The organism is Streptomyces sp. NPDC046122, assembly GCF_056429965.1.
The window spans coordinates 63,381-87,077 of the sequence record NZ_JBWKLQ010000017.1; the positions used below are offsets into that span (position 1 = coordinate 63,381).

Below are 23,697 nucleotides of genomic sequence, written 5' to 3' on the forward strand. Positions count from 1 at the left end.
GACGGCTTTGCTCACTCCCCCACTGTGGCACCCGCCACTGACATCGCAATGTCGGTGGGCCAAGTGCCGGAATGCCTCCGCCGCACCCTAGTTGGGGGTGGCGCGGCCGTCAGCCGGATGGCCGAGCGGTCACTCGATGGAATGGCTTTGGGGAAAGCTGCTGACGTCGTCGGGCGTGGCGGCGGGTGGGATCAGGCCCCGGACGCCGCCTTCTCGGCGATGTCCGTACGGTGCTGCGAGCCGTCGAGGCGGATGCGGGACACCGCCGCGTACGCCCGCTCCCGGGCCTGGGCGAGGTCCTTGCCCGTCGCCGTGACGGACAGCACGCGACCGCCCGCGCTCACGACCGCGTCGCCCTCGTGCCGGGTCCCGGCGTGCAGGACGTACGCGTGGGGCGCATCCTGGGCCGCGACCTCGTCGAGGCCCTCGATCGGGTCGCCCGTGCGGGGTGTCTCCGGGTAGTTGTGCGAGGCGATGACGACCGTCACGGCCGCGTCGTCGCGCCAGGTCAGCGGCGGTTCGACGTCGAGAGTGCCGTTGGCGGAGTGCAGGAGCACGCTCGCCAGCGGGGTCTTCAGGCGGGCCAGGACCACCTGGGTCTCGGGGTCGCCGAAGCGGGCGTTGAACTCGATGACCCGTACGCCGCGCGAGGTGATCGCCAGGCCGGCGTACAGCAGACCGGAGAACGGCGTGCCGCGGCGGCGCAGCTCGTCGACCGTCGGCTGGAGGACGGTCGCCATGACCTCGTCGACCAGCTTGGGATCGGCCCACGGGAGCGGGGAGTACGCGCCCATGCCGCCGGTGTTCGGACCCTCGTCGCCGTCGAGCGCGCGCTTGAAGTCCTGGGCGGGCTGGAGCGGGAGCACGGTCACGCCGTCGGTGATCGCGAAGAGGGAGACCTCGGGGCCGTCGAGGAACTCCTCGATGACCACGCGGTCGCAGGCCAGCGCGTGCTCACGGGCCGCCTGGAGGTCGTCGGTCACGACGACGCCCTTGCCGGCGGCGAGGCCGTCGTCCTTGACGACGTACGGCGCGCCGAAGGCGTCCAGGGCCGTGTCGATCTCTTCGGGCGTGGTGCAGACGTAGCTGCGGGCGGTGGGAACGTTCGCCGCGGCCATCACGTCCTTGGCGAAGGCCTTCGAGCCCTCCAGCAGGGCGGCCTCCTTGGACGGCCCGAAGCAGGGGATGCCGGCCGCGCGCACGGCGTCGGCGACGCCCGCGACGAGCGGCGCCTCCGGGCCGACGACGACGAGCCCGGCACCGAGCTCGCCGGCGAGCCGGGCCACGGCCGCACCGTCGAGGGCGTCGACGGGGTGCAGCTCGGCCACCTCGGCGATCCCGGCGTTGCCGGGGGCGCAGTACAGCGCGGTGACGTCGGGATCGAGGGACAGAGAGCGGCACAGGGCGTGTTCGCGGGCGCCGCCGCCGATGACGAGGACCTTCACGGTGTGCAGCCTAGCCCGCGCGCCGCGCTCCCCCCGCCGGGCTACTCGTTCGTGAACTCCTCGACGACCGTCGCGCCCAGCTCCCGCACGATCAGGTCGTGCCCGGAGAGCGCCGAGTCGACGAGATCCGCGTCGTCCTCCTGCGGTACGTCGTCCTCGATCGCCATCGGCGGGGGCGGGGCGGGTGCGGGCTCGGGGGCCTGGTGCGCCGGATACGGGCTGCCGCCTGCGGGGGACGGTTCGGAAACCGGGCGCTGCGGGGCGGCGGGGGGCGCGGCCTGCTGGGCCTGCGGGGCGGGGCGGGGTGCGGGGGCCGGGGCCGGGGGCCGGCCGCCGAAGCCGCCTCCGCCGGGGGGCTGGGCGCCGCCGCCTCCCCCGCCGCCGGACGGGTCGACGATCGACTCGATCTTCCACTGCACGTTGAAGGATTCGGCCAGCGCCTGCTTCAGAACGTCCTCGCTGCCGCTGCTCGCGAAGTTGTCGCGGGCGCCGGCGTTGATGAAGGCGATCTGGAGCGTGGTGCCGTCGAAGCCGCTGACCTGGGCGTTCTGACTCAGCAGGATCCAGGTGAAACGCCGCCGGTTCTTGACGGCCTCCAGGATGCCCGGCCACATGTTCTGCACCTGTACGGCGCCCTGCGCGGCCGGCTGCGAGACAGCGGGCGCGGGCGGCGCGGCCGGGGCGGCCGCCGGGGCCTGGCTGGGCGCGGGCTGCGGCTCGGGACGGCCCTGACCGGGGGCGGAGGCGGTGGGCCACCCGCCGGGCCGGCGCCCTGCGGTGTCCCCCGTCCCGGCAGCACCGGCACCCGGGCCTGCCGAACCGGGCCACGCGCCGGGGCGCTGGCCGCCGTCGGGGGCGGGGGCGGACGGCTCGGCCGTCGAAGCGGGCGCGGGCGCGGGAGCGACCGGCGCGGGCATGACGGGAGCCGGCGCGGGCACGGCCTGCGGAGCCCCGTGCGCCTCGGCGCCCGGTACGTATCCCATCGCGGGGCCGGGAGCGGCGGCAGCGGCCGTGAACGCGCCACCGGCGCCGCCGCGCTCCAGCCGGTCGAGTCGCGCCTGGAACGAACGCTCGTCGTCGAAGGCGGCGGGCAGCAGCACCCGGGCGCAGATCAGCTCCAGCTGGAGCCGCGGCGACGTGGCGCCGCGCATCTCGGTGAGGCCGGTGTTCACCAGGTCGGCGGCGCGGCTCAGCTCCGCCGCGCCGAACACCGACGCCTGGGCCTGCATCCGCTCCACGACGTCGGCGGGCGCGTCGATCAGGCCCTTCTCACGGGCGTCGGGCACGGCGGCGAGGATCACCAGATCCCGCAGCCGCTCCAGCAGGTCGGCCACGAAGCGGCGGGGGTCGTTGCCGCCCTCGATCACCCGGTCCACGATCTCGAACGCGGCGGCTCCGTCACCGGCCGCGAAGGCGTCCACGACGGAGTCGAGCAGTGAGCTCTCCGTGTACCCGAGGAGGGCTGTGGCCATGGCATATGTCACACCGTCGTCGGCCGCGCCGGCGAGCAGCTGATCCATGACGGACATGGAGTCACGCACGGAGCCCGCTCCGGACCGGACCACCAGGGGCAGTACGCCGTCCTCGACCGGGATGCCCTCCTTGCCGCACACCTCGCCGAGGTAGTCGCGCAGCGTCCCCGGGGGCACCAGCCGGAACGGATAGTGGTGCGTGCGCGACCGGATGGTCCCGATGACCTTCTCGGGCTCGGTCGTCGCGAAGATGAACTTCAGGTGCTCCGGCGGCTCCTCGACCACCTTCAGCAGGGCGTTGAAGCCCGCCGGGGTGACCATGTGGGCCTCGTCGATGATGTAGATCTTGTAGCGGCTGCTCGCCGGCCCGAAGAACGCCTTTTCCCGCAGGTCACGGGCGTCGTCCACGCCACCGTGCGAGGCGGCGTCGATCTCGATGACGTCGATCGATCCCCGGCCGTTGCGGGCCAGGTCGACGCAGGACTGGCACACGCCGCACGGGTTGGGCGTGGGGCCCTGCTCGCAGTTCAGACAGCGGGCGAGGATGCGGGCGCTGGTCGTCTTTCCACAGCCCCGCGGCCCGCTGAACAGGTACGCGTGGTTGACCCGGTTGTTACGCAGGGCCTGCTGCAACGGGGCAGTGACATGCTCCTGCCCGATGACCTCGGCGAACGACTCGGGACGGTAGCGGCGGTAGAGCGCAAGGGACGACACGCATACGAGGTTATCGGGACCCGCTGACAACCGGTCCCGCCCAACGCAAGCGCCCCCCACGCACCCGCCAGAGCTCACTTACCCTTGCTGCCTTCCGGCCCTGGGGGAGTTCGGTGAGATAGCGCCACGTGAGGGGCTGGCCCCCACCCTAGCGGATCGGCCCCCGTGAAACGACCCGCACCCCCACCCGGCGGCGACCACCCGGAACGCGTTCGCGAGCACTCCTCAACGTCTTGTATTGTTTGCGGCGGAGGATTCGCCTAGTGGCCTAGGGCGCACGCTTGGAAAGCGTGTTGGGGGCAACCCCTCACGAGTTCGAATCTCGTATCCTCCGCAGCTGGAAGGCCCGGACCGCTCACGCGGTCCGGGCCTTCTGCGTTTTCCGCCCCCGCGCGGGTTGCTCGACGAACAGGCCGTTCACGTGCTGGTATCGGCATTCGCGCGGTTCCCGGGCTTGGGGAGGGCGATGGTTCGGGCACGGGTCGTCGACGGGGCGCCGTACGCAGGCGCTGCGCCGACGCGGGTCTGGTACCTGTCGTACGGGTCCAACACGCATCTGGACCGGCTGACGTTCTACCTCGCCGGCGGTCGGCCTCCGGGCGCGTCCAGGACGTACCCGGGCTGCAGGGACCGGCGTGCGCCGGCGGCTTCCGTCCCGGTGGAGCCGGCCGGCGCGCTGTACTTCGCCACCGAGTCCGCGGTGTGGAGCGGCGGCCGGGCCTTCTTCGATCCCGGGGGGCGCGGACGGGTTCTGGCGCGGGCCCATCTCGTCACGGCCGAGCAGTTCTCGGACATCGCCGCCCAGGAGATGTACCGGGAGCCGGGCGTCGACCTCGACCTGGGCGAAGCGCTGAGCGAGGGCAGGTCGACGGTCGGGGGCGGGCGCTACGAGACGCTCGTCTGTCCCGGCACCGTCGACGGCGTCCCCGTGCTCACCTTCACCGCCCCGTGGGGAGTGGACGAGGTCGAGTGGACCAAGCCGTCCGCCGCGTACGTGCGGTACCTGGCCACGGGACTGCTGGAGGCGGGCGCGTGGGACGAGGCCACCGTCGCTGCCTACCTGGCGGCCTGCCCCGGGGCCGCCGGGCACTGGAGCCCACGGGCGATCCTGGAATTGATCGCGCGGTGACGGGGCGGCATCTCAGCGGGCTTCGACCGGGAGGTGCGCCGGTTCCCCGGCCGGAGCCCGGGGCGGGGCGGCCGCCGGGACGGTGGGGGCCGGTTTCCGGAGCAGGAGCAGCGCCGCGTCGTCGTGGAGTCGGCCGCCGACGTGCGCCAGCAGGTCGGCGTGGAGAGCGGCGAGGGTCCGGGACGGCTCGTCCGACATGTGCCCCGCCGCCCGCTCGACGAGCGGGTAGAAGGCACGGTCGTGGTCGCGGGCCTCGGTGACCCCGTCGGTGTAGAGGAGCAGTTGGTCGCCGTCGGCGAAGGGCAGCACCTGGAGGCTCGGGGTCGCGCCGGTGAGGGCCCGCAGTCCGAGCGGTGGAGCCGGACGGGTCGGCTCGACGGCCCGTACGCGGGAGTCGCGGACCATCAGCGGCGGGGCGTGCCCGCAGTTGACGACCTCCATGCGTCCGTCGCCGGGGTAGCCGGCGACCACGGCCGTGACGAAGTCGTCGGCGCCCAGATTGCGCGCCAGGCTCCGCTCGATCCTGGCGACGACGTCGAGGAGGTCCGGTTCGTCGTAGGCGGCCTCCCGGAAGACGCCGACCACCAGAGCGGCCGTGCCCACCGCGGGCAGCCCCTTTCCCCGTACGTCGCCGACGATGAGCCTGACCCCGTACGGAGTCGGCACCAGTGCGTACAGGTCGCCGCCGATGCGGGCCTCCGCCGCGGCTGCGCTGTAGCGGACGGCCACCTGGAACGGGCCGACCGTCGCGGGCACGGGCTTGAGCAGGGCGTGCTGGGCGGCCTCGGCGACCGAGCGGACGTCCGCGAGGACCCGCTCGCGGCGCACCCGCAGACCGCCGGCCAGGGCACTCGCCAGCGTCACGGCGACCAGCGCCGCGACCTGGACGGCCAGCTCGCGACCCGGGACTCCGTCACGGAAACCGAGCGCGGCCCCCAGGACGACGGCGAGAGTCCCGACGCACAGGACTCCCCGTGGCCGGCCCGTGGTGGCGGCCAGCGCGGGTCCGGCTGCGAGCAGGGGCAGCCAGATCGGCGCGGCTCCGGTCATCAGGCCGAGGAGTGCGACGACGGAGACGATGAGTACGGGGGTGCCGGTGGCGTACCGCGCGGTGGCTCCCGCCCGGATCCTCGTGAACGGCCTCGTCGGCCCCTGGCCGCCTTCGTGGTCTCGGGCCTGCCTCATGGTGTGGTCCGCAGTCCTTTCCTGGTGGCGGCACATACGACTGAATGTCCGTTTCATCCAGAGAACAGGCTCTGTGCGGTGCGCCACAAGGGCGGGGATTTCAGATAGTGAGCGAGAGGCCCCTGGTCACGCGGCCGGCCGTGGGCAGCAGACGCGCCAGTACCTCGTCGACGCGGGAGAGCCGGTCCGCCCGCAGGGAGACGCCGAGCGAGCCGAGGCGGTCGCCGCTGTAGACGGGCACCGCGACGCAGACCGTGCCGAGGGAGTACTCCTCCAGGTCCATGACGGCCGGGGCGGTGAGCGGTGCATCGAGTCGCCGCAGCAGTTCGGCCCGGTGGGTGATGGTCCGGGGCGTGAGGTCGGCGAGCGAGTGCCGGGAGAGGTAGTCGTTGCGGGACTCCTCGTCCAGTTCCCGCAGCACGCACTTGCCGAGCGCGGTGGCGTGCCCGGCGTCCTCGAACCCCACCCAGAGGTCGACCCGCGGCGCCCGGGGCCCGTCGACGATCTCGGCGACCCGGATCTCGCCCTCCTCGTAGAAGGTCAGGTACGCGGCGGCCGACAGTTCGTCCCGCAGGGCGGCGAGCGTGGGCCGGACACGGCTGAGCAGCGCCTGTCCCCGGCTGCCGGCGTGCAGCGCGCCCAGCTGGTCCCCGATGACGAACCCGCCGTCGTCGAGCTTCCGCACGTAGCCGTCATGGACCAGTGTCCGCAGCAGGTGGTAGGTGGTGGCCAGCGGCAGGCCCGTCTCGCGCGCCAGCTGCTTCGCCGGCGCGCCGCCGCTGTGCGCGCCGACCGCTTCCAAGAGGCGGAAGGCTCGCTGTACGGAGGTGATGAGCGTCGGGCCGTCCTGCGCAGCCATACGTTCAGCGTGCGCCCCGCTCACCGGCCGGGCAAGGCCCGCGGGCGGTCACTTGGCATCGCGCCGTTCCCGGGAGCGAATCCTCGTCATGCCAGGCGCTTGTAGAAGAAGCTGCAGGGCTTGAGCGTGCCGGTCGGGTCGGCCGCGTAGTCGGGGACGGTGCCGTAGTGGGTCCAGCCGGCGGAGCGGTAGAGGCGCTCGGCGGGACTGGCGCTCTCGGTGTCGAGCAGCAGGAGCGTGGCGCCGGCGCGGGCGGCCTCACGCTCGGCGGTGGCGAGGAGTGCGCGGCCCAGGCCCTGGCCCCGGGCGGTGCGGTGCACCATGAGCTTGACCAGTTCGGCGCGGTGCCGGCTGTTGGGCTTGGGGCTCAGGGACAGGGCGAAAGTGCCGACTGTGCCGCTCGGCCCCCGGGCCGCCCACACGGAGAGGCCGCCGTCGTCCACCGCCGGCTGCTGGGCGGCCCACCAGGCGGCGGCCTCGTCCTGGCCGAAGGGGGCCAGGAAGCCGACGGACGCGTCGTCGTCGACGGCGTCCGCGAGCACGGTGGCCAGGTTCCGCACGTCGGCGCGGAACGCTTCGGCGGACAGGCGGGTGATCACGTACGCGGAAGCGGGGCCTGCGCGGTGCTCGGGAGCGGGGCGTGCGCGGTGTTCGGACGCGGGGTGGGTCATGGCTGGACGACCGCCACCATGTAGCGCGCCCCGGCGGGCCCGGGACAGCGGAAGCGCGACGGGCCCCAGAGGCGGAAGCGCAGGCAGTCCCCGGTGCGCAGGTCGTGGACCTGGTCGCCCGCGGTGATCTCCAGGCCGCCGTCCAGCACCCAGATGTGCTGCTCGATGCCCGGTACGGGCGGTCCGTCGTACGCGATGTCCGCGCCCGGGCGCAGGACGCCCTCGACGATCTCGGCCCGCAGGCCGGGGTGGGGCGGGGACACCGACCGGCGGGTGAACCCGGACTCCTCGTCGCGCCACACCAGCTGGCGGTCGGCGTGGACGAGCTGCGGCGGCTCGGACTCCACCTCCGCGAGCAGGCGCGACATCGTGCGCCCGTAGACGGCGCACAGGCTCCCCAGCAGGGACGCCGTCGGACTGATCTCGGCGCGTTCCAGGCGCGAGAGCGTGGAGCGGCTGACGCCCGCGCGGCCGGCCAGTTCGTCCAGCGACCAGCCGTGCTCGACCCGGAGGGCGGCGAGCCTCTCCGCCAGGCGGTCCTCGAGTGGAGTTCTCATACCAGAGAGAATATCCCGGATATGGGAGAACTATGCGACCCGGTGACACGAAGAGGGCGCCCCGTCGTCCTCGCGGAGGGGCAGCGCGGTGCGGGGGCCTGGCACGAGCACCGCGTCGGTGGGGATCAGGAGCGCGGCGGTCGTCGCCAGCACCTCGCCGAGCAGCACCGGGTCGCGGGCGGCGCGGTCCCCGCCGGTCCGTTCGCACCGGGCGCACAGCGTCCTGCGCAGCGCCGCGCGCCACGCGGCGTGCGGAACACCGCACGTGTCGCAATCGTCGTACGAGACCATGACCCCCACCCCGCTGCGGCCGACTGGGGTAAAGCGTTCCACGGGGGTCTGACAGTCGTGCCGGACGCGGCGCGGGAAGCGGTCCCCGCCGGGCGTCCGTCGCCGTGCGCCGGAGGCCGGCGTCAGAAGTCGTCGCAGGTCGCGGTCGCGAACCTGCCGGTGGCACTGGCGGTCCGGGGCGTGTCGCCGCCCACCGTCACGGAGCAGGCGGCCGTGCCCCCGGAGGGCCCGGTGGTGACGGCCAGCGAGCCGCCCTTCAGCAGTCCGGTGGTCTCCACCTCCTCGCGCCACGGGAGCCGCACGTCGGAGAGGGTCGCCGACGAGGCGTTCCCGTCCTTCCAGATGGTGTACGTGACGGTGACGTCCCGGGCGTCGCCCGTCACGGCGTACCTCACCTTCACCGTCCGGGTCGACTCGTCGTCGACCACCGTGGCCACCGTGGCGATGACGGCGATGCAGCCGCCGGCGAAGAGGACGACCAGGCCGAGGAGCACCCAGGGCCAGATCCGGCGCTCGCGGGGCGGCCGCGGGTAACCGGCCCGGCCGGGCGGGGGAAGGCCGCCGTCCGGCGGGCGGGGGCCCCACCCGGGGTCGCCCGGGGGCGGAGGCGGTGTGTCGGACATGGGCCGGTCCTTCCGGAGAGTCGCCCTTCGCTGATTCAGATGATTCAACGGGGGGCGCCCGTCCGCCCGGCGGGCGTGTGCGTCGCGGCCCTGTTTGGGTGATCATCGGGGGATGAGCCCTGAGATCCGCCTCGCCCAGCAACCGGAGGCCGACGAACTGCTCGGCCGCAGCCCGCTCGCCGACCTGATCGGCATGCTGCTCGACCAGCAGATCCCCATGGAGTGGGCGTTCGCGGGCCCGTACACGATCGCCCAGCGGCTGGGCGGCGACGATCTCGACGCGCACGAGATCGCCGCGTACGACCCGGAGGCCTTCGTCGAGCTGCTGTCGGCCAAGCCGGCCGTGCACCGCTATCCGGGGTCGATGGCCAAGCGCGTGCAGCAGCTCTGCCAGTACCTGGTGGACGAGTACGGCGGCGACGCGACCGCGATCTGGCGCGACGTCGCCACCGGCCGGGAGCTGCTGGCCCGCCTGAACGCGCTGCCCGGCTTCGGCAAGCAGAAGTCGCAGATCTTCCTGGCTCTGCTGGGCAAGCAGCTCGGCGTACGGCCTGAGGGCTGGCGGGAGGCGGCGGGCGCGTACGGCGACGAGGGGTCGTACCGGTCGGCGGCGGACATCACGGGCCCGGAGTCCCTGACGAAGGTCCGCGCGTTCAAGCAGGAGGCCAAGGCGGCGGCCAAGAAGGCGGCGAAGAAGTCCCCCGTGAAGTGACCGCCGGGGGCGCGGTGTCCTCCGAACGGGTGAATGCCCACCCGGCCCGCCCGGTGCGGCGGAACACGGGCACCACACCCGGCCACATCACCGGAGTGGGCTGTTCCGCTCGTGATTTGATCCCGGTCCGGCATTGAATACGACGTTTGCACCCCGTCCTCATGGCTGCGCCCGGAGCCGCTTGACCGGTAGGCTTTCCGTGTGATCTTCAAGCGCATCGGAAACGGCCGGCCGTATCCCGACCACGGCCGGGAAAGCACCCGGCAGTGGGCGGATGTCGCACCGCGCCCGGTCCGCCTCGATCAGCTGGTGACGACCAAGGGCCAACTGGACCTCGAGACCCTGCTGGCCGAGGACTCGACCTTCTACGGCGACCTCTTCGCCCACGTCGTGAAGTGGCAGGGCGACCTGTACCTGGAGGACGGACTGCACCGCGCGGTCCGCGCCGCGCTCCAGCAGCGACAGGTGCTGCACGCGCGCGTCCTCGAACTCGACGGCATGTGACGACCCGAACGGCTGTCCCCACTGGGCCTTACGGGTTGGCCTGCCCGGTGTCATTGATCATTTAGTAGGCATTGCTCCCCGTGCGCACTACGCTGCGCCCATGAGCATGCTGACTCCCCCCGGCATGGGCGGAAAGTACCGCATTACGGGCGACAAGTTCCCGCGCATGCGCCGCCCCCGGAACCGGCGCAGGACCATCCTCGTGGTGGTGTCCTCCCTCGTGGCCCTCGGTCTGGCCGGCTGGGGGACGCTGCAGCTCATCGACGTCTTCACCGGGGGCACGAAGAAGACCTCGGCCGCCGGGCGCGTGAAGAGCTGCGACAGGGCGGCCGCGCCGTCCGCACCCGCCCGGGCCGCCGCCCTGCCCGAGCCGCGCGCGATCAAGGTGAACGTCTACAACGCGACCAAGCGCAGCGGTCTCGCCAAGGAGACGGCCGACGAGCTGAAGAAGCGCGGCTTCACCATCGGCAAGGTCGGCAACGCGCCGCCGGAGTACGACAAGAAGGTCAAGGGCGCCGGGATACTGCTCGGCGCGCCCAAGGCGGTGTCCGGCGTCATGCCCGTACTGGGTACGCAGCTCAGGGGCGCCGCGCAGAAGGCCGACGCCCGCAAGAGCGCCGACGTCGACCTGATCCTGGGCTCCGGCTTCAAGAGCCTGACGACGAAGAAGGACGCGGACAAGGCCCTGGCCGTCCTGGCCAGGCCCGCGCCCTCCGCGAAGTGCTGAGAACGGTGCGTACGGCCGTCTGCTAGCCGGCGGTGCCGTACATCCGGTCGCCCGCGTCGCCGAGCCCCGGCACGATGTAGCCGTGCTCGTTGAGCCGCTCGTCGACCGAGGCGGTGACGACGGTGACCGGCGTGCCGGCCAGCTCGCGCTCCATGACCTCGACCCCCTCGGGCGCCGCGAGCAGCACGACGGCCGTGACGTCGTCCGCGCCGCGCTTGATCAGCTCACGGATCGCCGCGACCAGAGTGCCGCCGGTGGCCAGCATCGGGTCGAGGACGTACACCTGACGGCCGGAGAGGTCCTCCGGCATGCGGGTCGCGTACGTCTCCGCCTGGAGCGTCTCCTCGTTGCGGATCATCCCGAGGAAGCCCACCTCGGCGGTCGGCAGCAGCCGCACCATGCCGTCCAGCATGCCGAGTCCGGCCCGCAGGATCGGTACGACCAGAGGCCGGGGGTGAGAGAGCTTCACGCCCGTCGTCGCCGTCACCGGGGTCTCGACGTCGACCTGTTCGGTGCGCACGTCCCGGGTGGCCTCGTACGCGAGCAGGGTGACCAGCTCGTCGGCGAGGCGCCGGAAGGTCGGGGAGTCGGTGCGCTTGTCGCGCAGCGTGGTGAGTTTGTGCGCCACCAGCGGGTGGTCGACGACGTGGATCCGCATGAGGCCAACAGTAACCGGGCAGTACGGGCCGCTCACCCTGGCATCAACACGCCGGGCGGAGGGAAGGTGGGGTGAGGGCAGACGCGGGCTTGGGATGGTGTGGCCGATGCCGGACGGGAACCGGGAGCAGGATCAGCAGCGGGAGGCCGACCGGGAGCGGCCGGAGAGCACGGGCGAGGCCGACCGCAGGCGGCGGCGTGCCCAGTTCCTGCGCGAGCTGAACGAGGCGAAGGCGCTGCGCGAACGCGTGCAGCCGCGCCGGGCCCGGGCGGCCCGGATGCGGCAGCAGATGCGGATGCGCACCTTCCGCTGGTAGAGAGGCCCTCTCGCAGGACTGGTACACGACGCAAGAGCGGAAGACCTCTCGCGGAACGCTTTCTTCTGCCACGATTCCGAGTGGGCGGGGTCCGGAGCTGCGAATCGGTTTCTCCCCGACCAGCGACACCCTCCGGCCGGGAGGAACTCCAACCGGCACTTCTCAAGACCAGTGGGAGAGTCACGGTGTACTTCGCCGCACTGCTCGCGCGCACCGAAGACGGGTGGAAAGCGAGCGACACGGAGCTCGACGACGTGGAAACGCTGTCCGACCTGACCGATCTGGCCCGCGAGGCCGCGGTCGACGACGACACGGTGATCGTCTTCATCGAGCAGGAAGACGCATGGTTCGGCCTCGTCCGGGTGGACGGCGAGGAAGACCCGCGCATCTATGTCTCCGACGCGGCCGCGGCCGCCCGTTCCTCGTACGGGGAGATCCTGCTCACCGACGAACTGCTCGGCCGGGACCCCGAGGACCCGGACGTCCTGGAGGAGCTCGTCGACCTCGACGGCACCGAGGACGGGGAACCGGACGAGGCCATGGACGACAAGGACGAGGAGGAGATCAGGGCGGACGACGGCAGCGCCGTACCGGCGGGTCCGCTGGGGGAACCGGCGGTCCTCGCGGACCTCGGCCTCCCGGAGAAGGAGCTGCTGGCGCTCGGCACGGACGCGCTGGCGGAGATCGCCGACGCGCTGGGCGCGGCCGACGTGCTGGAGACCGTCCAGTAGTGAGCCCGGCGGTGACTGAGGAACAACGACCCGAACCCGATCCGGTGCGGGACCGGTGGCGGGCGCCCATGCGCCTGGCGCTGGACGAGGCGGCGCGGGCGGCGGAGGCCGGCGACGTGCCGGTCGGCGCCGTCCTGCTGGCTCCCGACGGCTCGCTGCTCGCGGCGGGCCACAACGAGCGCGAGGCGACGGGCGATCCCACGGCGCACGCCGAGGTGCTGGCCATCCGCAGGGCCGCGCACGCCCTCGGGGAGTGGCGGCTGACGGGCTGCACGCTCGTCGTCACCCTGGAGCCGTGCACGATGTGCGCGGGCGCGATCGTGCAGTCCCGGGTGGAGCGGGTGGTCTACGGGGCGCTCGACGAGAAGGCGGGCGCCGCCGGTTCGCTCTGGGACGTCGTACGGGACCGGAGGCTGAACCACCGGCCCGAGGTGATCCAGGGCGTGCTGGAGAGGGAGTGCTCGGACCGGCTGACGGCCTTCTTCCGGAACCGCTGACCAACCGATTTCGGAGCACGGCCCGGTGTGGGCTAAGCTCTCTCTCGGTAGCGTGTCCGAGTGGCCTAAGGAGCACGCCTCGAAAGCGTGTGATGGTGCAAGCTATCCGTGGGTTCAAATCCCACCGCTACCGCTCAGAACGAGAGCCCCGACTCCCCGAGTCGGGGCTTTCGCGTTGTGCGGTTAGACTCACGCGACTCACGGGACCGGTCAGGGGAGGCCGCACAGATGGTGCAAACGAAGAAGATCGCTCTTTACGTGGTCGCCGTCTTCGTGCTGTACACGATCATCACCTCCCCCAAGCGGGCGGCCGATTTCGTCCAGATAGGGTTCGAGGGCGTGTCCAGTGCCGCTCACGGCGTCGGTGAGTTCATGACCCAGCTGATCCAGTAGGAGTGCCCCTTGATCCGCCACCTGGTCCTCTTCAAGCTCAACGAGGGTGTCGAGCGGGACGAGCCGCGCGTCCTCGCCGGCGTGAAGGCCTTCCAGGAGCTCGACGGGGCCGTTCCCGAGCTGGAGTTCTGGGAGTGCGCCTGGAACATCACCGACCGGCCCATCGCGTACGACTTCGCCATCAACTCGGCGGTCCGGGACCGCGATGCGCTGAAGCGGTACATCGAGCACCCCGCCCACCAGGCGGCCGCCGGGCAGTGGCGTGAATTCGCCACGTGGGTGATCGCCGACTACGAGTTCTGATCCCCCGCACCGGCATGCCCCGCACCGCTCCGGTGCGGGGTTTTCGCATGTTTAAGACCCGAGTTGCCGTCAACACGGAGTTATACGGTGCTTGCACACAGTGCACATGTCTTGTGATGCTATGACCGCTTTTGACGGATGAGTTGTCGTGGTTGACCGAGAAAAGGGGTGGCGTGACCGTGCCGGCCAGTACAGCGCCTCAAGCTCCGCCCCAGCAGCTCCAGCCCCTCCCACCCGAGACCGCACCCGACCCCCCGGTGAGCACCCCCAAGAGCCGTGGGGCGGACACCAGGGCCCTCACGCAGGTGCTCTTCACGGAGCTGAAGGGGCTGGCCCCGGGCACTCCGGAGCACAACCGCGTACGGGGGGCCCTCATCGAGGCGAACCTGCCGCTGGTGCGGTACGCGGCGGCCCGCTTCCGCAGCCGCAACGAGCCGATGGAGGACGTCGTCCAGGTCGGCACGATCGGGCTGATCAACGCGATCGACCGGTTCGACCCCGACCGGGGCGTCCAGTTCCCGACGTTCGCGATGCCGACCGTCGTGGGCGAGATCAAGCGGTACTTCCGCGACAACGTCAGGACCGTGCACGTACCCCGGCGGCTGCACGAGCTGTGGGTCCAGGTCAGCGGGGCCACCGAGGACCTCACGACGGCCCACGGGCGCTCCCCCACGACCGCCGAGATCGCGGAGCGCCTGCGCATCTCCGAGGACGAGGTGCTGGCCTGCATCGAGGCGGGGCGCTCCTACCACGCGACCTCGCTGGAGGCCGCCCAGGAGGGCGACGGGCTGCCCGGGCTGCTCGACCGGCTCGGGTACGAGGACCCGGCACTGGCCGGCGTCGAGCACCGCGACCTCGTACGGCATCTGCTCGTACAACTGCCCGAGCGCGAGCAACGGATCCTGCTGCTCCGGTACTACAACAATCTGACGCAGTCCCAGATCAGCGCCGAACTGGGCGTCTCGCAGATGCATGTGTCGCGACTGCTGGCGAGAAGCTTCGCCCGCCTGAGATCCGCAAATCGGATCGAGGCGTAACCGGATCGGGTAGTACCCACTCATGGCCGAAAAGCCGCACACCCCCTCTTTCCTGCGCAGATTTGTCGACTTGGCGCTACAGCGTGTTGCCGACATGTGACATTCTGCTGGAACCGCGTTTGCCGCAGCTCCGCCGCCGGTATTCAGGTGGAGGCTGCTTCCTCCGACGGGAGCGCCCCGACGCTACCGTCAGCGACCGCAGGACTGAAAGGGGGCCGGCATGTCCGCAGAACAGGGCAGCTCGAAGGTGCTCACCAAGGAAGTGCCCGCCGTGCTGGACCAGGTGACGGCTCCTCAGCCGCCGCCGCTCGTGTCGCAGCCGGAAGCCATCGACACCCGCACTCTGTCCCGCTCCCTCTTCCTGCGGCTTGCCGCCCTCGACAAGGACAGCCCCGACCGTGTGTACGTGCGGGACACCCTCATCGAGCTGAACCTCCCCCTCGTCCGGTACGCGGCGGCCCGCTTCCGCAGCCGCAACGAGCCGATGGAGGACATCGTCCAGGTCGGCACGATCGGCCTGATCAAGGCGATCGACCGGTTCGACTGCGAACGGGGCGTGGAGTTCCCGACGTTCGCGATGCCGACGGTGGTCGGTGAGATCAAGCGCTTCTTCCGCGACACCAGTTGGTCGGTACGGGTCCCCCGCCGCCTCCAGGAGCTGCGGCTCGCACTGACGAAGGCGAGCGACGACCTCGCGCAGAAGCTCGACCGGTCGCCGACCGTGCCCGAACTCGCCGCGGTGCTCGGGGTGTCGGAGGACGACGTCGTCGACGGCCTCGCCGTGGGCAACGCCTACACCGCGAGTTCGCTCGACTCGCCCTCCCCGGAGGACGACGGCGGCGAAGGGTCGCTGGCGGACCGGCTCGGGTACGAGGACATGGCGCTGGAAGGCGTCGAGTACCGCGAGTCGCTGAAGCCGCTGCTGGCCAAACTGCCGCCGCGCGAGCGCCAGATCATCATGCTGCGGTTCTTCGCGAACATGACGCAGTCCCAGATCGGCGAGGAGGTCGGCATCTCCCAGATGCACGTCTCCCGGCTGCTGACGCGGACGCTCGCCCAGCTGCGGGAAGGGCTCATCGCCGACTGACCCCGGCGGACGGGATCGGCGGGGTTACCAATTGACGGCGCGTCAGACACACTGGCGCGATGCGACGTCATGGTCTGACACACGGCCGCCGAGGCGCCGCCGCGGGCGCCACGGCGGTTGTGCTGTGCCTGGGCGGAATTTTGACCACGTGCGGCGGAGGGCGCGGCGACGACGGCTACGTGGCGGTCGGCGCGGCGGGTTCGGGGCCGGAGCGGGCGCCCGGGCGGGCCGTACCGCCGCAGGGCGAGGTGGAACTGGTGCCGCTCGACGGGAAGCGGGCACCGGGCGGCAGGCAGGGCAAGCGCGGCGTCGAGGATCCGCCCGCGGGCGACCGGGGCCCCGACGCCGGTGACACGGGCGGTACGGGCGCGCCCGTACCCGGCGGTGGCTCCGCGACGCGGCAGCCGCCCGGCGAGGACGACGTACCGGACCCGGACGGGCCGGACGCCCCGAGGACACCGGGCGCGCCCGACGGGGGCGAAGACGACAGCGGCGGCGGAAGCGGTGCGCCCGCGAAGCCGCCGGCGACCGGGTCGCCCGGGTCGCCGGGACCGCCGGGAAGCGGCTCCGGAGGGACCTCCCCCGCGCCGCCCCCCGGGCCGGCCGTGCTCAAGGTCGGCGACCCGCTGCTCGCGCCGGGCGACGAGCGGTGGTGCGAGCGCGTGACCGTGCCGTTCCGCAACACCGGCGGCTCCGCGGTCCGTTCGGGCACCGTGACCTTCGCGACGCACATCATCGGCGCGCTCGGCGTGGACTGGGGCACCAGGACGTCGTCCCAGCCGCTGCCCGGGCCGATCGCCGCGGGCGCGGCCGTGACGAAGACGTACACCGTGTGCGTGGACGCCTGGCGGGTCCCGCTGGGCATGCGCGTCGAGACCCAGGGCGTCACCGCCGACTGGAGGTGACCGGCCGGGAGCGGTGATCAGGCCAGCGCGAGCCAGGCGACCGCCGCGAGGATCGCGACGACGGCCACGACGCCGACGATCAGTCCGGTCCTGGGGCCGCCCGGCGCGGCGGCCGCGGCGGGCTGCTGTCGCTGCGGTTCGCCCTCGTCGACGAAGGCGCGGAACATCTGGGTGCTGCCGGCCGGGTCGTGCTGACCCTCGGGGCCTTGGGGAGCATGGGGGTTGTGTGCCATGGGCCACGACCCTAGCGAAGTGGGCCCCCTCAGCACACCCCCGGTCCCCCGACAGGCGTGATCTGCGGCTTTACCGCCCACGCGGACGTCCTTGACCCGCCGCTCACGGAGCCTTTTGGGTTCCTTTACCCCCGCAGGCCCGAATTCGTTTGCCTGGAGCAACCAACTACTTCTATGGTTGCCCTAAGCAACAAGATGTTCGGAGGTGCCCATGGCCGCACAGAGCCGGTTCGAGGAACTGGCCCGGCAGCTCAGTGCCATCGGCGCCGTCAAGCGTGATCTGGCCCGCGTCCTTCCCGCGCACTGCCCGGCCGGGTCGGCCGCCGTGCTCACCGTCCTCGACCGGCACGGCGAGATGCGGATGAGCCGGCTCGCGGAGCTGCTCGCGGTCGACATGTCGGTCACCAGCCGGCACGTGGCCCATGTGGCCGAGCGCGGCTGGATCGACCGGGCCCCCGACCCGTGCGACAAGCGCTCACGCATCCTGCGGCTCAACCCGGCGGGCCGGGCGCTCCTGGAAGAACTCTCCGAGCGCTACACCCAGACGCTCGCCGGCGCCCTCGCCGACTGGTCCGACGACGAGGTCGGGCAGCTCAACACCATGCTGGCCCGCCTGCGCAGCAGCTTCGGTGACTGCCGGGCCCGGGCCCCCCACCACTTCGAGCACCACGCAGAAGTGCCCGTTCCACCCGCGACACCCGCGTAAAGCAAAGGAATTCAATGGCTACGACCACACCGGCCGGTGTGCGGGGCGGCCACGCCAAGCAGGGGCCCCACCACCACTCCTCCGACGGCGCGCCGATGACCCACCGGCAGATCATGGAGGCCCTCACCGGCCTTCTGCTCGGCATGTTCGTCGCGATGCTGTCGTCGACGATCGTGTCCAACGCCCTTCCCGAGATCATCAGGGACCTCGACGGCACCCAGAGCGCGTACACCTGGGTCGTCACCGCGGCCCTGCTGTCCATGACCGTGACCACCCCCCTGTGGGGCAAGCTCGCGGACCTCTTCAGCAAGAAGCTGCTGGTCCAGATAGCCCTGGTCATCTTCGTGATCGGCTCGGCGCTCGCCGGCATCTCGCAGAACACCGGCACGCTCATCGCCTTCCGCGTGCTCCAGGGCGTCGGCACCGGCGGTCTGGTCGCGCTGTCGCAGATCGTGATCGCCGCGATGATCCCGCCGCGTGAGCGCGGCCGGTACGCCGGTTACATCGGCGCGACCTTCGCGGTCGCCACGGTCGGCGGTCCGCTGCTCGGCGGCGTCATCACCGACACCGACTGGCTGGGCTGGCGCTGGTGCTTCTACGTCGGCGTGCCCTTCGCGGCGATCGCCCTGGTCCTCCTCCAGAAGACCCTCAAGCTCCCGGTGGTCCGCCGCAAGGTGAGGATCGACTGGCTCGGCGCCTTCTTCCTGGCCGCCTCCGTCTCACTGCTGATGATCTGGGTGACCCTGGCGGGCGACGACTACGACTGGATCTCGTGGCAGACGTACGCCATGGTCGGCGGCTCGCTCCTGCTCGGCCTGATCTTCGTCGTGGTCGAGACGAAGGCCGCGGAGCCCCTGATCCCTCTGCGCTTCTTCCGTAACCGCACGATCGCGCTCACGTCCCTCGCGAGCCTGTTCGTCGGCGTCGCGATGTTCGGCTCGACCGTGTTCCTGAGCCAGTACTTCCAGCTCGCCCGGGACAAGTCGCCGACGATGTCGGGCGTCATGACGATCCCGATGATCGCGGGCCTGTTCGTCTCGTCCACGGTCTCCGGTCAGATCATCACCAAGACGGGCCGCTGGAAGGGCTTCCTGGTCGGCGGCGGCGTCGGCCTGGTCGCGGGCCTCGGCCTGCTGGGCACCATCACGTACGACACCGAGTACTGGCAGGTCGCCGTCTACATGACGGTCCTGGGCCTCGGCCTCGGCATGATGATGCAGAACCTCGTCCTGGCCTCCCAGAACCAGGTGAAGCCCGCCGAGCTCGGCGCGGCCAGCTCGCTGGTCACCTTCACCCGCTCGCTCGGCGGCGCGGTCGGCGTCTCCGCGCTCGGCGCGGTCCTCTCCAGCCGCATCACCCACTACGTCGAGGACGGCCTGGCCGCCCTCCACATCAAGCCCGGCGGCGCGGCGGCCGGCGGGAACACCATCCCGGACATGGACGCGCTGCCGAAGCCGATCCGGACCGTGATGGAGAGCGCGTACGGGGACGGGATCGCGGACCTCTTCCTGTACGCCGCGCCCATCGCGCTGGTCGGTCTGGTCCTGGTGCTGTTCGTGAAGGAGGTCGCGCTCAAGTCGTCCAACGACGACACGGCGCAGCCCGCGGTGGCCGCCGCCTCCGACACCGCCGCCGAGGCCCCGCCCGCCCCCGCGGCGACCGGCAGGACCCTGCACGGCACGGTCCGCACCGCCGAGGGAACGGCCGTCCCGCACGCCGCGGTCACCCTCATCTCGCTCGCCGGGCGCCAGCTCGGCCGCGCGGTGGCCCAGGACGGCCGTTACGCGCTGGACGCCCCGGCAGCCGGTTCGTACGTCCTGATCGCCTCCGCCGACGGCTTCCAGCCGCAGGCGTCCACGGTGGTCGTGGGCGACGAGCCCGTCGCGTACGACATCCTCCTGTCCGGTACGAGCGGGCTGACCGGCGCCGTGCGCGCCGCCGACGGCGGTCTGCCGGTCGAGGACGCCATGGTGATCGTGACCGACGTGCGCGGCGACGTGCTGGCGACGGGCAGGTCCGCCGCGCAGGGCGAGTTCGTCTTCGGCGAGCTGATCCCGGGCACGGTGACCGTCGCGGTGAACGCGGCCGGCTTCCGGCCGGCGGCGCTGCCGGTGGAGATCGGCGGCCAGGGCGTCACCCGTGTCGAGGTCGCGCTCCAGTCCGGCGCGCTGGTCCGGGGCACGGTACGCGGCGGCGCCGCCCGGCGTCCGCTGGCGGACGCCCGGGTGACGCTGATGGACGCGGCCGGGAACGTGGTCGCCACCTCCACCACCGGGGACGACGGGGCGTACGCCTTCGCGGACCTCGACGCGGGCGAGTACACGGTCGTCGCGACCGGCTACCCGCCGGTGGCCGGGGCGCTCACCGTCGCGGGCCGCGGCGTCGACGGCCACGACATCGAGCTCGCCCACCCGGGCGAGTAACGAAAGCCCCCGGCCGCCCGGGGCGCGTCCCCAGCGGAGGCGCGCCCCCTCGCGGCCGGTGCGGAAACGGGCCCCGGCGGGGGCCGACAGGCAGGGGACGGCCTGTCGGTCCGGCCGGGGCCCCTCGTATTCCAAGGAGAGAGAACGGGATGGGACTTCGCGCACAGATACGGACCCGGGACGGCTGGGCCGTGCAGCACGCGGTGGTGACCGTGACCGACATGACGGGCACGCAGGTCGTCCGGGCCGCGGCCGACGAGGACGGGGCGGTGCGGACCGACGCCCCCCTGCCGGCCGGCGCCTGCACGGTGATCGTGACGGCGGCCGGTTACGCGCCCGCCGCTTCCACGGCCTTCGTGACCGCGAGCGGCCGGGCGGACGCCGGCACGGTCGTCCTGGCCCGCCAGGGCGGTGTGGAGCTGCCTCCGCCGGGCGTCTGGACGCTGGACCCCGCGCACTCCTCGGTGGCGGCGGTCGCCCAGCACCTGGGGTTGTCCAGCGTGCGCGGCCGGTTCCTCGAATTCGGCGGGCGCGTCGAGATCTCCGAGGACCTGGAGAAGTCGCGCGTGGAGGCGGTGATCGGCGCGGCGAGCATCGACACCGGCAACGGCATGCGGGACGGGCACCTCAAGTCGCCCGACTTCCTCGACGTCGAGCGGTACCCCGAGATCACGTACAGCGGTACGGGCCTGACCCCGGCGGGGGCGGACCGGTGGACCGTCCACGGCGAGCTGTCGCTGCACGGCGTCGCCCGCCCGGTCGACCTCGACCTCAGCTACCTGGGCACGGGCCCCGACCCGTGGGGCGGCGTACGGGCGGCCTTCCGTGCCACCGCCCAGCTGCGCCGGGAGGACTTCGCCATGAACTACAACCAGGTGGTCCAGGCGGGCGTCTCGGCGATCGGCGCGACGCTGCGGGTGGAGCTCGACGTACAGGCGGTGCAGGGGGAGACCCTGCCGCAGGCCGGCTGAGCGCGCGGGCGCGCCGGGGCCCCGCCCGTGGCTAGACGGGGGCGGCCCGGTCGGGCGGGGGCTCCTGCCGGCCGCGCTTGGTGAAGGAACCGGGCGACGGCGGGCCGCCGGCCAGATCGGACACCAACTCGTGGCAGAGGTCCCGCAGCTTGACGTTCCTGGCCTGGGAGGCGCGGCGCAGTACGGCCAGCGCCGCGTCCGGGGTGCAGCGCCTGCGGGCGATGAGGATGCCGATCGCCTGGTCGATGACCGAGCGCGAGAGCATCGCGGTCCGCAGGTCGTCCACCGTCTCCGCCTCCTGCTCGATGCGCTCGGCGACGGCGACCGCTCCGGCCGCTTGGGCGGAGAGCTGCCGTGCGGTCTCCAGGTGGCCCACGAAGGCGTTCGGCTTGCGCGAGTAGAGGTTGAGGGCGCCGACGGAGTGGCTGTTCAGCGCCAGGGGCGTGGCCAGGACCGAGCGCGCGCCGTGCGCGGCGGCGACGGTCGGGTACGGGGCCCAGCGGTGCTCCACGAGCATGTCAGGGACGTAGTTCTCCTCGCCGTTCTCCATGCTGCAGACGCAGGGGCCGGCCTCGGCCTCGTACTGGAGCAGGTCCAGTTCGAGCGCGCCGCCGCTGTCGGCGGCGGCGGTGACCAGGCGGCCGTTGCGGCGCATCGTGATGCTGCAGGTGTCCGCGTCGCCGTCCATGGCCTTCACCGCGCGCTCGGTGACGTCCTGGAGGAACGTGTGCAGGCCGCGCCACTCGCTGACCGCGTCCTGGATCGACGCCAGGTCGAAGCCTTCGACCGGCCTTCTGCTGGTGCCGTCCGCACCCTGCGCCGTCTCCGTCATGCATTCCAGGTGCCCGCAAACGCGGCGGCGACGCGGGGCCGCTATTCGGTGGCTCTCACCTCGACGATCCGGGAGGCGATGTCGCGGAGCTTCACATTGCCTTTCTGCGAGGCCCGCACGAGGCGGTCGAACGCCTGCGCCGCGTCGATGTTCATTCGCCCCATGAGAATGCCGGTGGCCTGCCCGATCACGTCCCGGGTGTGCATGGCCTCGGCGAGCTGTTCCTGTACGTCGACGGACTCCAGGGCGATGCCGAGATGCGCCGAGAAGAGCCGTCCGATGCGTACGGACGCGTCGTCGAAGGCCCGCGGCTTGCGCGAGTAGAGCGTCAGCACGCTGAACTTCCGCTGGTGGCCGCGGAGCCGCAGGAACAGCACCGAGCGCAGCCCGCTGTCGGCGAGGACCGCCCCGTGGCCCTCGCACTCGGTGATGTCGTGGATACGGGCGACGGGGCTGGTCCACAGCTCCGGCCGGCGCACGGCGCAGCCCGATCCGCAGGCAGTCGCGGCGTCGACGGTCCGGACCACCTCGTCGGTCCAGGCGAGGGTGCGGACGCGGCCCGCGCGTTCGACGAGGGAAATGCCCGCGTGATCGGCGTCGGGCACAATGTCCGTGGCCAGCCGCACCGCGAGTTTCGCCTTCTCCGCCCGGCCCTCGGCTTCGTGCAGGGCGACGGCGGCGGCAGCCAGCGACTCGGCCAACGAGGCAGAAGGCCCCAGATGGGCAGAATCGTATGAAATCTCTGGAATGTCGGACGCGGTCACCACGAACCTCTTCGGCGAGCATGGCTGAGGGTGCGGCCATGCGCAGGAGAGCTCCGCAGCACATTCCCGACTGCGAGCAAAGGACGGACAGACTCTATCCGCTTCTGTCCTGCGCCGAAGCATGCGTGGGCATGCCCCGGCCACTCAGCGGGACGCCATCGCCTCGATCCCCGCGATCAGGGTCTCCAGCGCGAAATCGAAGTCGTGCTCGCGCATCTCCTCGACCGTCTCCCCGCCCCGCGCCTCGAGGAGATTCCGCGCGTTCTCGAACGACTCCCGCAGGTCGGGCGCGGCGCTGATTCCGCCCATCGCCTCGGAGAGGTACTCGTCCTGGCTCATGCCCGCCGACGCGCACCGCTGGACGAAATGGCCCTCGACCGTCCCGAAGCCGTACACGAACTGGAAGACCGCGGCCAGCGCCCCCATCTGCCCGTGCGGCGGCAGCCCCGTCGCGCGCATCACGTTCTGCACGGCGCGGGAGAACGCGAGCGAGTGCGGCCCGATGTTCAGGAACGTGCCGATCAGCGGGGACACCCAGACATGGCGCACCAGCAATTCGCGGTAGCTGGTGGCCAGTCCGCGCAGCCGGTCGCGCCAGTCCCCGGTCTCCGCCGGCGGCGCGATCTCGCTGAAGACCGAGTCGAGGGCCAGTTCGAGCAGGTCGTCCTTGGTGTCCACGTACCAGTAGACGGACATCGGGGTGACGTTGAGCTCGGCGGCGAGCCGGCGCATGGAGAACTTCGCCAGCCCCTCCGCGTCGAGCAGCCGCACCGACACCGCGGTGATGCGGTCCCGGTCGAGACCGGCCGGCTGGTCGGCCCTGCGGGTGCGCGATGTCCGCTCCTCCAGCCAGACGCTGTTACGGGCCGGGTTCTTGACGCGGTCGGCCGCGGACACCATGGCGCACACTCCTCTTCTCCCGGCGGGGCGGGGCGGGCGACGGACCGGAATG

28 protein-coding genes, 2 tRNA genes and 1 other RNA gene are annotated in these 23,697 nt (G+C 72.1%); 17 read left to right on the top strand and 14 right to left on the bottom strand.

Going from position 1 to position 23,697, the window contains the following annotated elements:
• Positions 1 to 191: 191 nt before the first annotated feature.
• The 3 genes from purD to ffs form a co-directional block, all read right to left on the bottom strand.
• Entirely contained in the window at positions 192 to 1,445 is a 1,254-nt protein-coding gene (purD, locus tag AC07FK_RS30285; protein WP_479108125.1) for a phosphoribosylamine--glycine ligase, read from the bottom strand.
• Positions 1,446 to 1,486: 41 nt separating this feature from the next.
• Positions 1,487 to 3,631: a DNA polymerase III subunit gamma and tau gene (locus AC07FK_RS30290; protein ID WP_479108126.1), complete on the bottom strand. Its 2,145-nt coding sequence runs from the start codon at positions 3,629 to 3,631 to the stop codon at positions 1,487 to 1,489.
• Between the two features lie 42 nt (positions 3,632 to 3,673).
• Positions 3,674 to 3,772: signal recognition particle sRNA small type (gene ffs / locus AC07FK_RS30295), an RNA gene on the bottom strand.
• A gap of 108 nt (positions 3,773 to 3,880) precedes the next feature.
• Between ffs and AC07FK_RS30300 the strand changes: the two genes are divergently transcribed.
• Positions 3,881 to 3,965 (top strand) — tRNA-Ser (locus tag AC07FK_RS30300).
• A 132-nt stretch (positions 3,966 to 4,097) separates the two neighbouring features.
• Entirely contained in the window at positions 4,098 to 4,760 is a 663-nt protein-coding gene (locus AC07FK_RS30305; RefSeq protein WP_479108127.1) for a histone deacetylase, read from the top strand.
• A 12-nt stretch (positions 4,761 to 4,772) separates the two neighbouring features.
• Here AC07FK_RS30305 and AC07FK_RS30310 read toward each other — a convergent pair whose 3' ends face one another.
• The 6 genes from AC07FK_RS30310 to AC07FK_RS30335 all read right to left on the bottom strand — a co-directional run bounded on the left by AC07FK_RS30310 (position 4,773) and on the right by AC07FK_RS30335 (position 8,946).
• Entirely contained in the window at positions 4,773 to 5,945 is a 1,173-nt protein-coding gene (locus AC07FK_RS30310) for a PP2C family protein-serine/threonine phosphatase (protein ID WP_479108128.1), read from the bottom strand.
• A 100-nt stretch (positions 5,946 to 6,045) separates the two neighbouring features.
• The gene (locus AC07FK_RS30315) at positions 6,046 to 6,804 is read right to left on the bottom strand and encodes an IclR family transcriptional regulator (protein ID WP_479108129.1); all 759 of its coding nucleotides are present in this window, start codon (positions 6,802 to 6,804) and stop codon (positions 6,046 to 6,048) included.
• Between the two features lie 86 nt (positions 6,805 to 6,890).
• Positions 6,891 to 7,475 (bottom strand): GNAT family N-acetyltransferase, encoded by a 585-nt coding sequence (locus AC07FK_RS30320; protein ID WP_479108130.1) that lies wholly within the window; start codon positions 7,473 to 7,475, stop codon positions 6,891 to 6,893.
• Positions 7,472 to 8,032 (bottom strand): helix-turn-helix domain-containing protein, encoded by a 561-nt coding sequence (locus tag AC07FK_RS30325; RefSeq protein ID WP_479108131.1) that lies wholly within the window; start codon positions 8,030 to 8,032, stop codon positions 7,472 to 7,474. The genes AC07FK_RS30320 and AC07FK_RS30325 overlap by 4 nt, the downstream gene beginning before the upstream one ends.
• Before the next feature lie 30 nt (positions 8,033 to 8,062).
• Complete coding sequence (locus AC07FK_RS30330; RefSeq protein ID WP_479108132.1) at positions 8,063 to 8,323, bottom strand: hypothetical protein; 261 nt, start codon at positions 8,321 to 8,323, stop codon at positions 8,063 to 8,065.
• A gap of 122 nt (positions 8,324 to 8,445) precedes the next feature.
• Entirely contained in the window at positions 8,446 to 8,946 is a 501-nt protein-coding gene (locus tag AC07FK_RS30335; RefSeq protein WP_479108133.1) for a hypothetical protein, read from the bottom strand.
• A 112-nt stretch (positions 8,947 to 9,058) separates the two neighbouring features.
• Here AC07FK_RS30335 and AC07FK_RS30340 point away from each other — a divergent pair, with 112 nt between their 5' ends.
• From AC07FK_RS30340 to AC07FK_RS30350, 3 genes are all read left to right on the top strand, one after another.
• Positions 9,059 to 9,658 carry an HhH-GPD-type base excision DNA repair protein gene (locus tag AC07FK_RS30340; protein WP_479108134.1) on the top strand — a complete coding sequence of 200 codons (600 nt, stop codon included), beginning with the start codon at positions 9,059 to 9,061 and terminating at the stop codon, positions 9,656 to 9,658.
• 201 nt (positions 9,659 to 9,859) lie between these two features.
• A complete protein-coding gene (locus AC07FK_RS30345; protein WP_453401994.1) occupies positions 9,860 to 10,162 on the top strand; it encodes a type II toxin-antitoxin system VapB family antitoxin in 303 nt (100 codons plus the stop codon).
• 100 nt (positions 10,163 to 10,262) lie between these two features.
• Positions 10,263 to 10,889 (top strand): LytR C-terminal domain-containing protein, encoded by a 627-nt coding sequence (locus AC07FK_RS30350; RefSeq protein ID WP_479108135.1) that lies wholly within the window; start codon positions 10,263 to 10,265, stop codon positions 10,887 to 10,889.
• 22 nt (positions 10,890 to 10,911) lie between these two features.
• On the opposite strand, the gene upp is transcribed toward AC07FK_RS30350, so the two are convergent.
• On the bottom strand, positions 10,912 to 11,547 hold the full coding sequence (gene upp, locus AC07FK_RS30355) for a uracil phosphoribosyltransferase (RefSeq protein ID WP_479108136.1): 636 nt from the start codon (positions 11,545 to 11,547) through the stop codon (positions 10,912 to 10,914).
• A gap of 94 nt (positions 11,548 to 11,641) precedes the next feature.
• Here upp and AC07FK_RS30360 point away from each other — a divergent pair, with 94 nt between their 5' ends.
• The 9 genes from AC07FK_RS30360 (at position 11,642) to AC07FK_RS30400 (ending at position 16,816) form a co-directional block, all read left to right on the top strand.
• On the top strand, positions 11,642 to 11,863 hold the full coding sequence (locus AC07FK_RS30360; RefSeq protein ID WP_479108137.1) for a hypothetical protein: 222 nt from the start codon (positions 11,642 to 11,644) through the stop codon (positions 11,861 to 11,863).
• Positions 11,864 to 12,048: 185 nt separating this feature from the next.
• Entirely contained in the window at positions 12,049 to 12,594 is a 546-nt protein-coding gene (locus tag AC07FK_RS30365; RefSeq protein ID WP_479108138.1) for a tRNA adenosine deaminase-associated protein, read from the top strand.
• 68 nt (positions 12,595 to 12,662) lie between these two features.
• Positions 12,663 to 13,091: a tRNA adenosine(34) deaminase TadA gene (gene tadA / locus AC07FK_RS30370; protein ID WP_479108186.1), complete on the top strand. Its 429-nt coding sequence runs from the start codon at positions 12,663 to 12,665 to the stop codon at positions 13,089 to 13,091.
• Positions 13,092 to 13,137: 46 nt separating this feature from the next.
• Positions 13,138 to 13,224, top strand: a tRNA-Ser gene (locus AC07FK_RS30375).
• A 95-nt stretch (positions 13,225 to 13,319) separates the two neighbouring features.
• The gene (locus AC07FK_RS30380; RefSeq protein WP_479108139.1) at positions 13,320 to 13,484 is read left to right on the top strand and encodes a hypothetical protein; all 165 of its coding nucleotides are present in this window, start codon (positions 13,320 to 13,322) and stop codon (positions 13,482 to 13,484) included.
• 9 nt (positions 13,485 to 13,493) lie between these two features.
• Positions 13,494 to 13,787 carry a Dabb family protein gene (locus tag AC07FK_RS30385; protein WP_479108140.1) on the top strand — a complete coding sequence of 98 codons (294 nt, stop codon included), beginning with the start codon at positions 13,494 to 13,496 and terminating at the stop codon, positions 13,785 to 13,787.
• Between the two features lie 179 nt (positions 13,788 to 13,966).
• Complete coding sequence (locus AC07FK_RS30390; protein ID WP_479108141.1) at positions 13,967 to 14,824, top strand: RNA polymerase sigma factor SigF; 858 nt, start codon at positions 13,967 to 13,969, stop codon at positions 14,822 to 14,824.
• A gap of 220 nt (positions 14,825 to 15,044) precedes the next feature.
• Entirely contained in the window at positions 15,045 to 15,911 is an 867-nt protein-coding gene (locus AC07FK_RS30395; RefSeq protein WP_479108143.1) for an RNA polymerase sigma factor SigF, read from the top strand.
• A 59-nt stretch (positions 15,912 to 15,970) separates the two neighbouring features.
• Positions 15,971 to 16,816, top strand: coding sequence for a hypothetical protein (locus AC07FK_RS30400; protein WP_479108144.1), 846 nt, complete (start codon positions 15,971 to 15,973; stop codon positions 16,814 to 16,816).
• A gap of 17 nt (positions 16,817 to 16,833) precedes the next feature.
• On the opposite strand, the gene AC07FK_RS30405 is transcribed toward AC07FK_RS30400, so the two are convergent.
• Positions 16,834 to 17,049, bottom strand: a complete 216-nt coding sequence (locus tag AC07FK_RS30405; protein WP_479108145.1) for a hypothetical protein — start codon at positions 17,047 to 17,049, stop codon at positions 16,834 to 16,836.
• A gap of 211 nt (positions 17,050 to 17,260) precedes the next feature.
• On the opposite strand from AC07FK_RS30405, the gene AC07FK_RS30410 reads away from it, so the two are divergent.
• From AC07FK_RS30410 to AC07FK_RS30420, 3 genes are all read left to right on the top strand, one after another.
• Positions 17,261 to 17,755, top strand: a complete 495-nt coding sequence (locus AC07FK_RS30410) for a MarR family winged helix-turn-helix transcriptional regulator (RefSeq protein ID WP_479108146.1) — start codon at positions 17,261 to 17,263, stop codon at positions 17,753 to 17,755.
• A 95-nt stretch (positions 17,756 to 17,850) separates the two neighbouring features.
• Entirely contained in the window at positions 17,851 to 20,178 is a 2,328-nt protein-coding gene (locus AC07FK_RS30415; protein WP_479108187.1) for an MFS transporter, read from the top strand.
• 149 nt (positions 20,179 to 20,327) lie between these two features.
• Complete coding sequence (locus AC07FK_RS30420) at positions 20,328 to 21,149, top strand: YceI family protein (RefSeq protein ID WP_479108147.1); 822 nt, start codon at positions 20,328 to 20,330, stop codon at positions 21,147 to 21,149.
• A 31-nt stretch (positions 21,150 to 21,180) separates the two neighbouring features.
• Here the strand turns inward: AC07FK_RS30420 and AC07FK_RS30425 are convergent, their stop codons facing one another.
• From AC07FK_RS30425 to AC07FK_RS30435, 3 genes are all read right to left on the bottom strand, one after another.
• Positions 21,181 to 21,981: a GAF and ANTAR domain-containing protein gene (locus AC07FK_RS30425; RefSeq protein ID WP_479108148.1), complete on the bottom strand. Its 801-nt coding sequence runs from the start codon at positions 21,979 to 21,981 to the stop codon at positions 21,181 to 21,183.
• Positions 21,982 to 22,022: 41 nt separating this feature from the next.
• Complete coding sequence (locus tag AC07FK_RS30430) at positions 22,023 to 22,682, bottom strand: ANTAR domain-containing protein (protein WP_479108149.1); 660 nt, start codon at positions 22,680 to 22,682, stop codon at positions 22,023 to 22,025.
• A gap of 207 nt (positions 22,683 to 22,889) precedes the next feature.
• Positions 22,890 to 23,645: a TetR/AcrR family transcriptional regulator gene (locus AC07FK_RS30435; RefSeq protein ID WP_479108150.1), complete on the bottom strand. Its 756-nt coding sequence runs from the start codon at positions 23,643 to 23,645 to the stop codon at positions 22,890 to 22,892.
• Between the last annotated feature and the right edge of the window lie 52 nt (positions 23,646 to 23,697).